The organism is Marinobacter sp. (assembly GCF_039977835.1).
Taxonomy (GTDB): domain Bacteria; phylum Pseudomonadota; class Gammaproteobacteria; order Pseudomonadales; family Oleiphilaceae; genus Marinobacter.
This window is the reverse complement of sequence record NZ_JBDWCL010000010.1, coordinates 27,131-43,397: the sequence shown is the minus strand read 5'-3', so window position 1 is coordinate 43,397 and position 16,267 is coordinate 27,131. Positions and strand designations below refer to the sequence as shown.

Sequence of the window (16,267 nt, the reverse complement as noted above, 5' to 3'; positions counted from 1 at the left end):
GCCCCGGGCGAATTCGTTGACCACGCCGTGGAAGCGCCTCAGGGGCACGCCGTCCTGCCAGACCACCAGTTCCACGGGCTGCTCCAGGACGTCTTCGGGGGCAATGTCCGGGGAGGTACTGGCCAGTTCCAGCTTGCAGTGGCAAAGCCTGGAGAGGTGTTCGGTCAGTTCGAAACGGGCGACCACGAACAGGTCTTTGGGGAGTTGGCCAAGGGTGGCCGTGAACTGCAGTCCGGTTGCCTGAGGCATGTCTTCGATCCCTGAAGATTAAAAGTTTGTCAGCTCTTCCTGAGCACGCCCGATTATAACGATCGGCCCGGAGAATGTAACCCTGCATTTCCGAAGCCGGGATGTTGACCTCAAAATGATTCTGCTGCACCCTAATCTGGTTTCATTACGCAACCGGAGATACTTTGTGAGCAACTATACCAATCGAGCGGTGATTCTCAACAAGCGCCCCCAGGGCGAAATTCAGGACGACGACCTGCTACTGGAAGAGCGCCCGGTACGCGATCTCAAAGAAGGCGAAGTGCTGGCCAAGGTACTGTGGCTGTCTCTGGACCCCTACATGCGCCCACGTATGAACGACGCCAAGGGTTACATGGACCCCATCGGCCTTGGTGAGGTGGTGGTCGGCGAGAGTGTTGCGCGGATTGTGGAGTCCCGTTCGGACAACCTGAAAGTGGGCGACCTGGTGACCTGCTATTCCGGTTGGCAGGAATACGTGGTGTTCCCTGCTGATGCGGAGATGGTTTACAAGATTGACCAGAAGGACAACGTCCCCCTGCAGACCTACCTGGGTGTGGCCGGTATGCCGGGCCGTACCGGCTATTGCGGGCTGATGTACGTAGGCCAGCCCAAAGCCGGCGAAACCGTGGTGGTTTCCGCAGCGTCTGGCCCTGTTGGAACCGTGGTGGGCCAAACCGCAAAGAAGGAAGGGTGTCGCGCGGTCGGTGTGGCCGGAGGCCCGGAGAAATGCCGCTATGTGGTGGAGGAGCTGGGCTTTGATGCCTGTGTCGACTACAAGGCCGGCAATCTCGAAGCGGACCTGAAAGCCGCCTGCCCCGATGGTATCGACATCTACTTCGAGAACGTCGGCGGGGCTGTGACCCGTGCCGTAGCACCTTTGCTGAACCCTGGTGCACGGGTTCCTATTTGCGGTTTTGTGTCCGCCTACAACGCGGAAGACATGAACTCGGTGGAAACGCCCTTCCATGTGCTTAAAGCGCTGGACCCGGTCCCGGAACACCGCTTCTTCCTGGTAACAGAGTGGCAGGACAGGCACCAGGAAATCACCAATATCCTTGCCGACCGCATCGCCTCCGGCGAACTCAAATACCGCGAGACCATCGCCGAAGGCCTGGCAAACGCCCCGGAAGCTTTCAAAGGCATGCTGAAAGGGAAGAACTTTGGCAAACAGCTGGTGCACATCGCCGACTAATGGCAAGAACCTCCACGGATGGGGGTTTACCCGGCAACCTGTAGCAACACCTTTCCGATATTACGGTTCTCTGCGACGTAAGCCATGGCTTCACCGGCTTTTTCAATGGGCCAGGAGCTGTCGATAACCGGATCAATCTGCCGGGCACTGAGCAGCGGCCAGACGTGCTTGTAAAGGGCGCTCATTACGGCGCCCTTATCTGCCACGGGCCGTGACCGAAGCGTTGACCCAATCAGCCGATGACGCTTCATCAGCATCAGCCCCAGATCCACTTCGGCCATGCGGCCACCCATCAGGCCGATGAGTATGATCCGGCCATCCATGTTCAATACTTTCTGATCTTCGGCAATGTAATTGCCGCCTACCGGGTCGAGCACCATGTCGACCCCACCCCAGGACTTTATCGCGTCCACAAACGAGCCGTCCCTGCGATTCCACACGCCGCTGGCGCCAAGCCTTTTGCAGGTCTCGAGCTTTTCGTTGTCACCGGCGGTGGCAAACACCGGGTTACCCAGGGCCGTTGCCAGCTGAATGACCGCGGTTCCCAGGCCGCTGGCAGCGGCATGAACCAGCACCTTTTCGCCGGGCTTGAGAGCGGCTTCGTGGTACAGGTTGAGCCAGGCGGTGGCGAACACTTCCGGAATCGCCGCGGCCTCTTCCAGGGTGTACCCCTTCGGGATCGGTAATACCTGAACCGCTGGCACCACCACATGGGTGGCGTATCCACCGCCAGTAAGCAGAGCACAGACTTCATCACCAGGCTTGAGGTGACCCACACCCGCGCCCACTTCAGAGATGGTTCCGCTGACTTCCAGGCCCAGAATGTCCGAGGCACCGGGCGGTGGCGGATAAACGCCGGCCCGCTGCATCAGGTCCGCACGGTTGATGGCGGTCCACGCGATATCAATAGCCACATGATTTTCGGGCACTTCGGAAGGGATGTCATACGCCTCCCAGCTTAACGTGTCGCCACTGACCTTGATGGCTCTCATCATCTGCGCTTACTCCATGTTTTGAGTCAGGCTCAGCATACCGTCAGTTGGCCCAGAGTTGCACTGATCACTTTGTAATATTTCTTGTTCAGTTTGCTGAGCCGCCAGGCATGCGGCACGCAAGACTCCGGTGGCTGGTGCAGCAACTGTCGCAGCAGACCGGCTGCTGCATCGGCTTCAGCCACCGGATCATCAGGATAACTGATGTAACGTTGCGGCGCCGGCACATACTCGGGATAAGCCAGCCTGTCCGGCGTCAATGCCATGCAGCCAGACGCCATGGCTTCCAGCACAGCCAGCCCCTGGAAATCATGAAGGGCGGTAGAGATAGCCACATCCGCTTCTGCCAGCAGGCGGTCATAATCCGCCCGGCTTTCCAGGAAGCCCCAGTGCACGATACGCTCCCGGTAATGCTCGTGTATCAGATTAAAAGCTTCAGGCTGATTACGAAACTGTTCACCTACCACGCTCAACCGGAAGTCCTGGCCCGCTGCTGTTAACGCTTCCAGCAAGCGCAACAGCCGATCCGGTGCCTTGTCGTATTCCCAGCGATGATTCCAAAGCAGATGGGGAGATTGCGCATTGAAGGCTGTGCCCCTCTCCAGAAAAAGCCGGTCCTCGATTGGCACAGGGATCACGTGGGATTTTTCGCGAATACTGTGGATCAGACCGTCGGGAAGTCCATCCGGCATCTTCCCCAGAAAACGGTAAGCTCCCTCCAGAAAACTGTCGCGGTTCCAGGCACTGTTAAACAGCACCTGGTCAGCGGCCACCGAGCTGTAAAGGTTGACGATTTTTGGTTCGGCGCTGGAGTGCTGCCGCCCGGAATCCGGATAGGCAAACTGGTTCTCATGCATGTAAAGAATCGTAGGCGTGCGGGCCAGATGAGGATGAAATCCTTTCAACGAGGCCAGATCCACCATGGACGTAACGATCAGGAGGTCATAATCTGCTTTTAGCGCCGGCTCCTGCAGCCAGGTCAGTGCGTTTCCGCGAATCCGCCAGCGGAAAAAACGCGGAGGCAGGGCCAGCACCTCCCAGTGAAAATCCGGCTGGCTGGCCACCAGCTGTTCCCGCCAGCGCTGGTGGCTCCCGGCGTCGTAGGCGGACAAAAGCAGGATTCGGGGTGGATGGTTCGGTGGCATCCGCGCATTCTGCCATCATTCCCGGTTGGACAGCCACACACTTTGATAGGGCTTGAGGGTCAGGTTTCCGGACAGGTCATCGATTTTCAGACCCGAGATAAGGTCCTGCCACTGATCAGTTCCGATCAGATTGATGTCCCCCAGGAATACCTGCTGTATCTCGTCAGTGATGTTGTGAATGCAGAAAATGGACTGGTCCCGGAGCATGCTCTGGCGCCAGAAACCGAACAGTTGCAGGCCTAGGTGCAAGGTGAACTGGGTAGCGTTGGGATGGAACGCCGGCTGCTTGCGACGAATGGCGACCAGCCGCTTGAGTTCGGTGAATACCTTATGGTGGTGGCTCAGTGGGTCCGCCAGCTCACTCTCCAGCCGGTCCAGGTTCCACTGGCCGCGGTTGATGGAGCGCAGGCGCCCCGTGTTCTCCACCCGCTCGCGATCGTTCTCCGTGCCTAACAGGCTGTGAATATAGAACGCCGGAATCCCCTCCAGGGCCAGCATGATGGTATGGGCGCAGAGAAAGCGATGCAGTTGCCAGTGGTCCGCCCCCCGTTGCGCCGTTCCCTTTAACGCATCAAACAGGGTGATGTTCATTTCATAGGGCTGGTCCTTGCCATCCGGCGTGCGCCGGTAGGACACCTTGCCGCCGAAGGATTCCATGGTGTTGATCAGCCGCTGCTTTTCCTCCTCCGAAAGCAACCCGTCGGTCGGGCGCAGGCCCACACCGTCGTGGGAAGCGATAAAGTTGAGGTATGTGGTGCCCATCTGGGCCGGTGGCATGCTCATCAGCCAGGTTTTCAGGTGACGGCAGTTGCCAGTGACCAGAGTGTTGATCAGCAGAGGCGGCAGAGAAAAATTATAGATAACATGGGCTTCGTTGGCGTTACCGAAGTAGGTCAGGTTTTCCCGGTTGGGAACATTGGTTTCGGTAATCACCACGCCGTGGGGGGTATGATGTTCGATGAGCAGCCGCAGTATCTTGATCAGCTCATGGGTCTGCTGCAGGTGAATCGAGGGCGTGCCTACCTCTTTCCACAGGAAGGCCACCGCATCCAGCCGGAAGATGGTCACACCCCGTTCCAGGTAATACCGGATAATGCCCACGAATTCGTTCAGTACCTGGGGGTTGGCGAAATTCAGGTCCACCTGGTCTTCACTGAAGGTGCACCACACATAGCGTTCGCCGTCGTCTGTCTGTACCGCATTGAGCAAGGGGGATGTCCGTGGCCGGACCACGGCACTCAGGTTATCGGTGGGCCGGGCTTCGAAGAAATAATCCTTGCCGGGGTCGATCCGTTTCTTGAAATTTTCAAACCAGCGGCTGCGGGCCGACATGTGATTGATCACCAGGTCCGCCATCAGTTTGTAATTGCCGGCAATCCGTTCGATGTCTTCCCATTCACCATGAGATTCGTTCACCGCCAGGTAGTCCATCACCGAGAAGCCATCGTCGGAGCTGTAAGGGAAAAACGGCAGGATATGCACCGCGGATACCGTGTCCTTAAGGCAATCCTCCAGGAACAGGAACAGGGTTTTGAGGGGCTTTTCTTGGTTGCGTTGAACCGTGTCAGCGTAGGTAATCAGCATGACATCGGATTCGTCCCAGTTATTCTGGTGGGCCGGGGGCGCCGGGGTATCCGGCGCCAGCCCCATGGTATTCAGCAGTTGATCCGCCAGGAAACCCGTATCAACGGCGGGATAGACCACATCCAGCATGGTGGCGAGCTTGTGGTGGAGGGTATTCACTAGCGATATTCCTCATTGTCCAGCTCCACGGCTTCAAGCAGCTGTTCCTTGATATCCGGGATGGCACTGGTGACACGATTCCAGCTCGGAATGAAGGGGGTGTCCATGGGGTTGTCCAGGAAATAGGCCCCTGCCCTCATGACGTTCTGGGCAAACAGTTCCACGGCCTTCTCTTCCTTGTGGCGATCAAACGTGAGCCCGTTGATCACGGCATCGCTCTGGTAGGTTTCCACAAAATCCAGGGCGACGCGGAAGTAGGCGGCCTTGATGGTACGGAACTTTTCATTGGAGAAGATTTCACCATTGGTGGCCAGTTTTCGGAACAGGGCCTTGCTGATGTCCGTACTCATCTTCGAAAGGCCACGGCTGGCGTCTTCCGGAGACAGCTCCTGGTGCTTGTGGTCGTAGGTGTCGGCGATGTCGACCTGGCACAGACGGTTGGTGGCATAGTTGCGCTTCATCTCGGAGAGCACGCCGACTTCCAGCCCCCAGTCACTGGGAATACGCAGATCATTGATGACGTCGGTGCGAAAGGAAAATTCCCCGGCCAGCGGGTAGCGATAGCTGTCCAGGTAGTCCAGGAAGTCACTGGGGCCGCAGACTTTTTTCAGTGCGCGGATTAAAGGTGTGACCAGCAGGCGGCTGACACGGCCGTTCATTTTTCCATCCGCCACACGAGCGTAATAGCCTTTGCAGAACATGTAGTTAAAGGCCGGGTTGGCCACTGGATAAATCAGCCGGGCTAACAGGCCCCGGGAATAGGTCAGTATGTCGCAGTCGTGCAGGGCCACTGATTTGCTCATGCCCGAGGCAAGCACATACCCGAAGCAGAACCAGACGTTCCTCCCCTTGCCCATTTCCGTGGGCGCCAGGTTCTGCTCCCGGAGCTTGAGGTCCAGCGCCCGGAGCCTGGGGCCGTCATTCCACAGTACCCGGACATGTTGAGGCAACTCAGCGAAGTACTCCAGGGCATGACGGTATTCCTGCTCGTTGGCGCGGTCGAGGCCGATAACAATCTGCTCCAGGTAGGGTACCTTCGCCAGTTCCTTCACGATGTTTTTCAGGGCCGGGCCTTCCAGCTCTGAATACAGCGATGGCAAAACCAATGACATGGGCCGGGCCTTGCGAAAGCTCATCAGCTCTGCCTCCAGCTCTTCAACCGGCCTGCGGCACAGGTTGTGGAGGGTTGTGATGATGCCGTTCTGATAAAAGTCGCCCATCGTGGAGCTCCTGTTGTTTCAAACCCGGTTTCAGTAACCGTACTCAATCAGCAGATTCAGCACGCATTCGTTCCAGCCCGCGGGACCTGCCTTGATGGACCGTATGGCCCGGCTCTGGGATGGCAAAGACACGCTATCGGACTGCACGCCCCGTACGATCACCGCAATATCCGCCTCTTCCAGCATGTGCTGGTCATTGGGGCTGTCGCCCAATGCAATGGCGATGAGTTTGTCGCCCGCGTAGTGCTCTTGATAGTGCTCTCTATATTTGTCCAGCAAGAACCGGACCCCATCGGCTTTGTCGAAGGTGCCCATGGCGTGGAGAAAGCGCCCGCCCTGCACCAGGCGGCAGTTGCGCTCGTCCAGTTTCTGGCGGAAGTGGACCAGTGAACCCTCGTCCCCTTCCCACAAAAGCGGCTCCGTGCCGGCCCGGTCTTTCGCCAGTTCCGCTTCCGATTCCGAAAGGTTGGAATGCCTGGCCAGTTCGGCCGGGCTCATGTCCGAGAAGCTTCGAAACTGGAAACCCTCTTCCCGACACTCGTTCAGCAACGCAAGCACCTCGTCCCGCGATGCCCCGAAAGTCTGCACCTGCTCCGGGCCCGGCCCAAAACAGTTCGCGGGGATAATCACTGCGGCGCCATTTTCCACAATAAAGGGAGCGGTGTTGCCAAGTTGTGCCCTGACGGCGCGGATCTCGCCGGCGGTTTTGCTGGAGTTGAGCAGTACCGGGATTTCCGCCGCTGCCAGCCGCGCCAGTGCAGGTTTTGCCGGCGACCAGTCGTAGCTGTCATGGTCCAGCAGGGTGCCGTCAAGATCGGAAAACAGGAGCAGGCGGGGCTTTGGCATGGCGGTATCCTCTACTGTCGCTGGCGTATCAGCGGTTCGCTGAAACTGTGGTCTTCGCCCACATTGACCAGGCAATCGGCACGGGCCGGCATTTCCACCAGGCTGGCACGGGTGATTCGCTCATAGTGCATGATGAATCGGACGACCTCTTCGTCACTCATGATGCGCGATGGTTGCGCAACCTCAACGTTTTCAGCGCCCTCTTCTGGTGCACTGCCAGATCGCTCCCTGAGCTTGTGCTCCTGAAGGGTGCGCCATTGCAGGACGCATTCCATGGACGGTGCCCGCAGCATAATCAGGCTGTCGACCTGGTTGAAAAACTGGCCATACTCTCCCTTTAGGCAGCGGTTAACGTATTGTCGCCACGTGCCTTCCGGGTCCTCGGCTTCCTCAAGGTCGTTGACCGGTTGCATCAACTCTTTCTCGCTGGCTGCCGGCACCGCCCCCATGCACCAGCCCTCGATCAGAATAGTGTCCGCCCTGCCCCGGAATACGGGCCACTGATCCGGAGGGTGGCGGTCATCGCGGGATTTGTCGAAGGCGGGTACGGGGGTTTCCGTATCCGGGCCCGCCGCTTTCAGTTGGTCGATGACCTGCTGGCCGAGGACTATGTCGTGGGTGCCGGGAACGCCCCGGGTGATGAACAACGGGTGCACCTCCTCTGCCAGTGTTTCCCGTTCGGCGCGGGTAAGGTAGAGGTCGTCCAGAGAGAAGCTCGCAGTTGGTATGCGGTAGTGGGTGGTCAGCAGTTCACTCAGGAACAGGGTGAGGGTGGATTTGCCGGTGCCCTGAGCGCCGTGGATGCCGATAATAATTGGCGCAGCTCGGGCCTGTCTAAGAGTGCAGAGGTGCTGGGCAAGGGGAAGGATGGTCTTTTTGAAGGTGTCGGCGTAGGAATCAGGGAGGGATTCCTGGCGGATCAATTTCTGGATGGTGGTGGTCAGATCGGGTGCAGACACTATGTTGGTTCCCTGTTGGTTTGTTTTTGGTTTTGCAGGTTTTGTACCAATTGGAGTATAGGTTGCCAGAGTTCGGTTTGTTTGTGGTGGTTGGGAGTTATCTGGGACACTGATGTTATGGACTTCAGTAAAACAGACATGATCCTTTATGAGCAGCAACGGTTTTAAAGTCGAACATCGCTACCTTGAGCTACCGGACAGTTTTTACACCCGGGTGCAGCCAACGCCGTTGAAGAATGCGCGGATGGTGTGTTTTAACCATGATCTGGCGCAGGCGATGGGCTTCCACTCTGAGAGCCCGGAAGAATGGACCGGTGTGGGGGCCGGGGCGGAGTTGCTGGAGGGGATGAAACCTGTGGCGATGAAATACACGGGGCACCAGTTCGGGATGTATAACCCGGATCTTGGGGATGGCCGTGGGCTGTTGCTGTGGGAGACGGTCGGTCCGGACGGGCGGCGTTGGGACTGGCACCTGAAAGGGGCGGGGATGACACCCTATTCCCGGTTTGGGGATGGCAAGGCGGTGCTGCGGTCGACCATTCGGGAGTATTTGTGCAGTGAGGCAATGGCGGCGCTGCGGATTCGCACTACGCGAGCGTTGTTCATGGTAAGTGCGAAAGACCCGGTGCGGCGGGAGTCGATTGAGACGGCGGCGGCACTGATGCGGGTGGCGGAGACTCACATCCGCTTCGGGCATTTTGAGTTTGCGGCTCATCATGAAGGCGAGGAAGCCCTGAAAAGCCTGATGGAGCATGTGATTGCACTGCACTTCCCTCACCTGATTGATCTGCCGGAGGATGAACGTTACCAACGCTGGTTTGTGGAGGTGGTTGAGCGTACCGCGCGAATGATCGCCGACTGGCAGGCGGTGGGGTTCTGCCACGGGGTGATGAACAGCGACAACATGTCGATTATCGGTGATACCTTTGATTATGGCCCCTACGCCTTTCTGGACGATTTCGACGCCGGTTTCATCTGCAACCACACCGATCAGGGCGGCCGCTACGCCTACAACCGCCAGCCCAACATCGGGTTTGTGAACTGCCAGTACCTGGCCAATGCGCTGCTTCCGGTAATGAATGAGGATAATGTGCGACGGGGTCTGCGGCGGTACGAAGTGGCCTACAACCAGCGCTTCCTTCAGAACATGCGGGACAAGCTGGGGCTGGCCCTGGAAAATGAGTCAGACCTGGGTCTGATCATGGACACCTTCAGCATGCTTCACGAACACCATGTCGACTACACCCTGTTTTTCCGAGGGCTGTCCAACCTCACCACGAAAGGCTCTGCGCCGATCCGTGACCTGTTCGTGGATCGCAGCGTGGCGGATGAGTGGCTGGAACGCTACGAACAACGCCTGCAATCGGAAACCCGAGCCCACGATGAGCGGGAATTCCAGATGCGCAAGGTCAACCCGAAATACATCCTGAGAAATTATCTGGCACAGCAGGTAATCCTGGAAGCCCAGAATGGCGACTATGCGCCAATGAAGGAATTGCTGGAGGTATTGAAGAAGCCGTTCGATGAACAGCCGGAATTCGAGAAGTATGCGGCGCTCCCCCCGGACTGGGGGAAGCACCTGAGCATCAGTTGCTCTTCGTAATAACGGTCAAGAGCATCAGACCGCTTTGGCGGCGATGATCTTCTCGTGCCACTCTGCGGGGCCGGTCTGGTGGACGGAGGAACCCTTGGAATCCACTGCCACGGTGACCGGCATGTCTTCCACCTCAAACTCGTAGATGGCTTCCATTCCCAGCTCCGGGAAGGCAACCACTTCTGCGTGTTTGATGGCCTTGGACACCAGGTAGGCGGAACCGCCAACGGCCATGAGATACACCGCACCGAACTCGCGGATGGCGTCGATGGCCACCTGACCACGCTCTGCTTTACCGATCATGCCGGTGAGGCCGGTTTTCTCCAGCATGGTGCGGGTGAACTTGTCCATCCGGGTGGCAGTGGTGGGGCCAGCCGGGCCAACCACTTCCTCGCGGACCGGGTCGACCGGGCCCACGTAATAGATGAAGCGGCCTTTCAGGTCCACCGGCAGTTCTTCACCACGCTCGATCATGTCCACCATCTTCTTGTGGGCGGCATCTCGGCCGGTCAGCATCTTGCCGGACAGCAGCACGGTTTCGCCTGGTTTCCAGTCTTTCACGTCTTCCGGTGTCACTGTATCCAGGTTCACACGGCGAACGCTGTCACCCACTTCCCAGGTGATCTCCGGCCAGTCTTCCAGGCTCGGTGGGGTTTGCAGCGAAGGGCCGGAGCCGTCCAGCACAAAGTGCGCGTGTCGGGTGGCGGCGCAGTTGGGAATGATGGCCACCGGCTTGTTGGCCGCGTGGGTCGGGTAATCCTTCACTTTTACATCCAGAACCGTGGTCAGGCCGCCCAGGCCCTGGGCGCCGATACCCAGTTCGTTGACCTTCTCGAACAGTTCCAGGCGCAGCTCTTCAGCGCGGTTGGAGGCGCCACGGGCCTGCAGGTCGTGAATATCGATCGGGTCCAGCAAGGATTCCTTCGCCAGTTCCATTGCCTTTTCGGCGGTTCCACCAATACCGATACCCAGCATACCCGGCGGGCACCAGCCGGCACCCATTTGTGGGACCATCTTCAGTACCCAGTCCACCACCGAGTCCGACGGGTTCAGCATGGCGAACTTGGACTTGGCTTCGGAACCACCGCCTTTGGCAGCAACGTGCACGTCCACGGTATTGCCGGGAACGACTTTGTAGTGAATCACTGCCGGGGTGTTGTCCTTGGTGTTGGCACGTTTTCCGTCAGGATCGGCCAGCACAGAGGCACGCAGAACATTGTCCCCATGGGTGTAAGCCCGGCGAACGCCCTCATTGATGATGTCATCCAGTGCCATATCGGCATCCCATTGCACATCCATGCCGATGGTAACGAATACCGTCACGATACCGGTGTCCTGACAGATCGGCCGCTTGCCCTGGGCACACATGCGGGAGTTGATCAGGATCTGCGCCATGGCATCCTTCGCCGCCTGGGACTCTTCCCTCTGATAGGCCTCGTACACTGCCTGAATAAAATCTTTCGGGTGGTAGTAGGAAATGAACTGCAGCGCGTCCGCTACGCTCTCAATCAGGTCGTCCTGGCGGATTACGGTGGTCATAGGCGTCTCATCAGGTCTGGTTTATAGATCGGGTTGTGAAAATCAGGAGCGCGGAGTTTACCAGAAAATCCGAAAACGAGGGATGAGACAGACGGCGAAGGTATTTCACGTGAACCTTGGCTAAACGCCCACGAAAAAATGTAACATCGTCGCTATCTTCGATTATTTCATCGCAGGAGACACCGTGACTGACCTCGTCCTCACCGAAAAGAACAACCACATTCTGACGGTCCGTATTAACCGCCTGAACCGCAAGAACGCCCTCACCCATGACATGTATACGGCCCTCGGCGATGCCATCGAACAGGCCCGGGACGACAACGATATTCGCTGCATCCTTTATACCGGCAGCGAAGACTGCTTCACCGCCGGCAATGACCTGGGCGATTTCGCCGCCGGCCTGCCGGGTGAATTTCAGGATACGCCGGTTGGCCGCTTTCTGTTGCTGCTGGCCACCACCAGCAAGCCCATCGTAGCGGCTGTAAACGGCCCCGCGGTGGGCATTGGCACCACTATGTTGCTGCATTGCGACATGGTATTCGCCGGCAACAACACCCGCTTCCAGATGCCCTTCGCCACTCTGGGCCTATGCCCGGAAGGCGGCTCCAGCCTTCTGCTGCCGTCCTGGCTTGGACGGGTCCGCGCCGCAGAGCTGCTAATGCTCGGTGATGCTTTCACCGCCGATGACGCCCTGCGCCTTGGCCTGACCAATAAAGTGTGCGAGCCCGCAAGAACGGAAGCCACCGCGCTTGAAGCCTGCGCCCGGCTCGCAGCACAACCACCGGCCGCCATCCGCGCCACCCGGGAACTGCTGAACAGGGCCACCGGCGAAGCGCTGACCACCACCATGCTGGCCGAAGGCAAATTGTTCGCTGAACGGCTGAAATCTCCGGAAAATGCCGAGGCCATCAAGGCTTTCACGGAAAAAAGAAAACCGGACTTCTCAAACTTCAAATAGGCAGGAGCGGGGGCGCCCCGAAGGACTCGACAAACGTCTCAGGGCCAACTATTTTTCAATGAAGCCGAACTCCGACTGTGCGGGTGGGCTCCCAATGGTCAGAATCACACTTTAGAGCGATCAACTGTCGCCTTACTGTCGCTATAGTCAGAGTTACAGAAATTGGCACAGAAAGCGCTGGCCAGAAATTCAGACAACAGAATAAGCAGAACCGGCCACTGACAACGGGTTTACCGGACCAGACCGGCCCCGTCAGCTGCCGAACATAACGACACAACAACAGGAAAAGGTTCCACACCCATGTTCAAGAAAACTCTAATAAGTCTTGCTGTGGCGTCCTCCCTTGGACTAACAGGGTGCTTTGATAGCGCCGGGTCCGGGTCCAGTAATGCGAATCCTGACTATAAGATCAGCAATCCGGATTTCGACGGGAAAACCTGGCCGCTTTTCAACCCATTACAAAGCGTAGTGCCAATTCCGTCAGACCTGAACTTTGACCAGGAAGCAGGCGATGGCTCGTTCGGCATTGACGGGGACATGACCAACCCGGTTATCAGCGCACTGAACAATCTGAGCGGTGCTTCGACAGTTGCTCCTGCTGTTGTGCGTTTTAACGGTGATATTGACCCCGACTCCGTTGACTCACGCGCCTTTATTGAGAACCCTGCTGCCGGACAGGAAGGACAACTGCCTTATATCCCCAACCCGAATCAGAACGTTTTCCTGATTCAGCTCGGCTACGCCAGCGGTGAACCGGTTCGTGGGCTTTCCATTCAAGAGCCACCGACCATTCCTTTGGCCATTACCTTCCAGGTTGCCGCCGGGCAGGATCCCTTAGGTATCGGCACGGATTTGGATGGCAGAAACCAAGCACAGGCAGTCGGATATATATCGCAATTGGGTCAGAAGCCTACCTTTGATCACGATGTCATCGAATTGAACGGCGACTCAGCTCTACGAGTTCGCCCGAATACACCACTTGACCCGCTAAGCCGTTACGTTGTGGTTGTCACTGATGGTGTGACCGATGTCAGTGGCGAGCCGATCGTTGGATCTCCCTCTTACCAGAATTTGAAGGATCCCAATAACCCCAGCGGCAACGCCCTACTGGATCCGGTGCAACGCCTGATTGCCGGTTTCTGGGAAGAGATCGGCAATAACTATTTTGCTTTGAACAACAGTTCGCGAGCGGCTCTCGGACTTCCGGCTCTTTCAAAAGAGAATATTGCCTTCTCCTACAGCTTCACAACGAGTGAAGACAAGAAAGTACTGAGCCACATCGCAAATCCTGCGAACTGGGTAGCAGATCAACTTAGACGTTCCGTCACTGTTGGTGCTGCGGAAGACGCGATTGAGGACGGTGCAGAGGAGTTCGGTGAGGTGTTTGTCGCCGTAAATAGCGCGCTTGCCAACTACACCCCCAGCCAGGCTTTAGACAATGGTGGATTAGCCAGCTGTGACGAAGAACCTTTCGTGATAAATGCAGATCCTTTGATTACCGTCGATGACCAGTTTGATTGCGTAGCTACTCTGGTTAAAAATGGCTCACTAGATCCTTTACTGAGCAGTCAAAGTCTATCTTTCCCGCAGCCAGCCGCTCGGGACATCGCAATTACGCAAACAGACGATGCACTCTCAGTATCTGCTGTGCTCTCGTCACTAGAGATTGGGCCAGGCCAAGTAGCAGTACACCAGGGTTCCATCTCTCTGCCGCAATATATCGCGGTGCCTGATAAAACCCAGACCGGCGAAACCTCCACGATCAGGACCAAAAGCTGGCGTCCTGACGTATCGGTTGCCGCTGTGCTTGGTGAAGCACTCGACGCAACGATACCGCAAGAAGATCCGGAGGTAAGCGAGGTACTCAACTACAACTTCCCGTTCCCGGAACTGGAAGGAGAAGTAGACGTTCCGATGCTGGTGATCACCCCGACTGGGCTCGACCCGCGAGATGCGGAAGCCAATCTGATACCGGTTGTTTTCCAGCATGGCATAACAACTGACCGTAGTGCGGCACTCGCATTTGGCAGCCAGCTGGTTGCATCAGCCAAGGCCAATAGTGTGAATATTGCCGTCTTCGCTATCGATCAGCCGCTTCACGGTGTGGCTCCGTTTACGCTCGAAGACCAAGAGGAGCTAGCACTGACCTTATTGGTTGGAGGCGGTGTCGTAAGCAAACCAGCCGAGGACGACAACGGCGATCCGATAATCACTGATGAAACGCAGGCGACTATCGACGCAGTGGTTTCTGGGCAATTCCCTGGCCAAGTACTAGCAGCAATTGCACTTGGACTTAATCCGGAACTCAACGAATCTCCGGACATCCCTTGCTCCGACGCTGTTTACAACGGACTTCCAGATGGCGAAGGTGGCACAATCACTGGAGTTCGCTCCTTTGAAGCCGCGGTTACCAATGTCCGTAGCGGTCTCTGCGATGATCAGATCGTCGACGCCGGCTTCGATCCAGTGGCAGCACCAGCTTTGGCCTCTGCATTCTCTGTAGATCATACTGTTGCCAACGCAGGCAGCACCATCCCCGGCCTGGCACCCGCAAGCACAGAGACTGGCGTGGTTGACGGTGTCAATGAACGCCACTATGGCTTCACAGCCGGAGCCGACGGCAACCCGGTCGCAATGGACTTTGAAGAGGGCGTGGGCAGTTCAGGCTCCCTGTTCATTAACCTGACCAACTTCATGAACAACCGTGACGTACTGCGCCAGGGCTCTGTTGATCTCATGAACCTGACAGCAACCGTGAATAGCCTGCCTGGTGTCACGGGTACTGGCGTTACCTTTATCGGGCACTCACTTGGCACCCTTAACGGTGGCGCATTTGTCGGTGCGGCGGCGGCCAGCGGGAATCCCGATTTGTTCATCTCGGGCACACACCTGCTGACTCCGGTCGCTGGAACCACCCGATTGCTTGAAAACTCACCCAGCTTTGCCCCTACCATTCTTGGCGGGTTGCAGCTCGCCGCTGGACTGTCTCAGGGCGATGCGGACCTGGAGACCTTCCTGAATGTGAACCAGGCGAGTCTGGATGCGGTTGATCCTATCAACTTCGCCAATGAACTAGCGGTTTCCAATACGGTTCTGGCGCAAGTGGAGGGCGATCGCACCACGCCAAACGCCGCGGACACCCGCTATGGTGATGACAAAGGCCCGCTGAACATAACGTTCCCGAACGGCCTAACCGTCCGGTCACCGGCGGCACCACTGTCCGGCTCTGAGGCTCTGGCGGCTGTAATGGGGGCTACTCCCACTGCTCTTCCACTGGATACACCGATGATCACTCGCTATGAAGAAGGCGTGCACGGTACCCCGGTGTTGCCGCGGGAAGAAGTAGCTGAAGCCGGCGACGTGCTTAAGGACCGCACAATAGCCACAGGCGGAGAGATTATTGTCTCTGCTGACAACGCAGAGGCAACGTTTGGAACCATGATTCAGCAAACTCTCTTACTGATTCAATCCACACAGCCGTAACTTAACTAAGCATTACCGCAGGTGAAAAGCCGCCATCTTTGATGGCGGCTTTTTTATGCGCCATTACTCCTGCCTAAGCGATAGTAAACATTTCTGGCAGCTCTATGCTTGGAAGAAACGAACCTGTTCAGCTTGCTTTGTCCCAACCTCTGTTAGGTGCAACTCGCACTTTGAGTCAATTGGACCTACACCGAGTTATTGAGGTCGCTGGTGCTCAGACACGTGCCCTAGATACAAATAACCGGATCTCCGTACGGTATTTGTTCCTTCCTCCATTTGGCAACTCGCAGGGCCGTTCGCAAGACCAATTCCACGAGTATCCAACCACAAGCTTATGCATTTTGGGC

The 16,267-nt window shown here is 57.3% G+C and carries 12 protein-coding genes; 4 read left to right on the top strand and 8 right to left on the bottom strand.

Translation table 11 applies throughout. From position 1 onward, the window contains the following. Nucleotides 1-249, bottom strand: a 249-nt coding sequence (locus tag ABJM11_RS04685; RefSeq protein WP_348292858.1) for a contractile injection system protein, VgrG/Pvc8 family, incomplete at its 3' end; no start/stop codon positions are given. Nucleotides 250-415: 166 nt separating this feature from the next. Here ABJM11_RS04685 and ABJM11_RS04680 point away from each other — a divergent pair. Further along, nucleotides 416-1,441, top strand: coding sequence for an NADP-dependent oxidoreductase (locus ABJM11_RS04680; protein WP_348294473.1), 1,026 nt, complete (start codon nt 416-418; stop codon nt 1,439-1,441). 26 nt (nt 1,442-1,467) lie between these two features. Here ABJM11_RS04680 and ABJM11_RS04675 read toward each other — a convergent pair whose 3' ends face one another. Genes ABJM11_RS04675 through ABJM11_RS04650 form a run of 6 tightly spaced genes read right to left on the bottom strand, consistent with a single transcriptional unit; the run spans nt 1,468 to nt 8,346 of the window. Beyond that, nucleotides 1,468-2,436 (bottom strand): NAD(P)H-quinone oxidoreductase, encoded by a 969-nt coding sequence (locus tag ABJM11_RS04675; RefSeq protein WP_348294471.1) that lies wholly within the window; start codon nt 2,434-2,436, stop codon nt 1,468-1,470. A gap of 29 nt (nt 2,437-2,465) precedes the next feature. Then, a complete protein-coding gene (locus ABJM11_RS04670) occupies nt 2,466-3,578 on the bottom strand; it encodes a DUF3524 domain-containing protein (protein WP_348294470.1) in 1,113 nt (370 codons plus the stop codon). 15 nt (nt 3,579-3,593) lie between these two features. Then, nucleotides 3,594-5,291 carry a sugar phosphorylase gene (locus ABJM11_RS04665; protein ID WP_348294477.1) on the bottom strand — a complete coding sequence of 566 codons (1,698 nt, stop codon included), beginning with the start codon at nt 5,289-5,291 and terminating at the stop codon, nt 3,594-3,596. A gap of 29 nt (nt 5,292-5,320) precedes the next feature. Continuing rightward, nucleotides 5,321-6,541: a glycosyl transferase gene (locus ABJM11_RS04660; protein WP_348294469.1), complete on the bottom strand. Its 1,221-nt coding sequence runs from the start codon at nt 6,539-6,541 to the stop codon at nt 5,321-5,323. Between the two features lie 30 nt (nt 6,542-6,571). Then, nucleotides 6,572-7,387: an HAD-IIB family hydrolase gene (locus ABJM11_RS04655; protein ID WP_348294468.1), complete on the bottom strand. Its 816-nt coding sequence runs from the start codon at nt 7,385-7,387 to the stop codon at nt 6,572-6,574. 11 nt (nt 7,388-7,398) lie between these two features. Further along, entirely contained in the window at nt 7,399-8,346 is a 948-nt protein-coding gene (locus ABJM11_RS04650) for a hypothetical protein (RefSeq protein ID WP_348294466.1), read from the bottom strand. Between the two features lie 148 nt (nt 8,347-8,494). Here ABJM11_RS04650 and ABJM11_RS04645 point away from each other — a divergent pair, with 148 nt between their 5' ends. Then, nucleotides 8,495-9,949 carry a protein adenylyltransferase SelO gene (locus tag ABJM11_RS04645; RefSeq protein ID WP_348294464.1) on the top strand — a complete coding sequence of 485 codons (1,455 nt, stop codon included), beginning with the start codon at nt 8,495-8,497 and terminating at the stop codon, nt 9,947-9,949. A 15-nt stretch (nt 9,950-9,964) separates the two neighbouring features. Here the strand turns inward: ABJM11_RS04645 and ABJM11_RS04640 are convergent, their stop codons facing one another. Then, nucleotides 9,965-11,479: a fumarate hydratase gene (locus ABJM11_RS04640; RefSeq protein ID WP_348294463.1), complete on the bottom strand. Its 1,515-nt coding sequence runs from the start codon at nt 11,477-11,479 to the stop codon at nt 9,965-9,967. Nucleotides 11,480-11,663: 184 nt separating this feature from the next. Here ABJM11_RS04640 and ABJM11_RS04635 point away from each other — a divergent pair, with 184 nt between their 5' ends. Then, nucleotides 11,664-12,437, top strand: coding sequence for an enoyl-CoA hydratase (locus tag ABJM11_RS04635; RefSeq protein WP_348294461.1), 774 nt, complete (start codon nt 11,664-11,666; stop codon nt 12,435-12,437). A 300-nt stretch (nt 12,438-12,737) separates the two neighbouring features. Then, a complete protein-coding gene (locus tag ABJM11_RS04630; protein WP_348294460.1) occupies nt 12,738-15,920 on the top strand; it encodes a hypothetical protein in 3,183 nt (1,060 codons plus the stop codon). Nucleotides 15,921-16,267 lie beyond the last annotated feature (347 nt).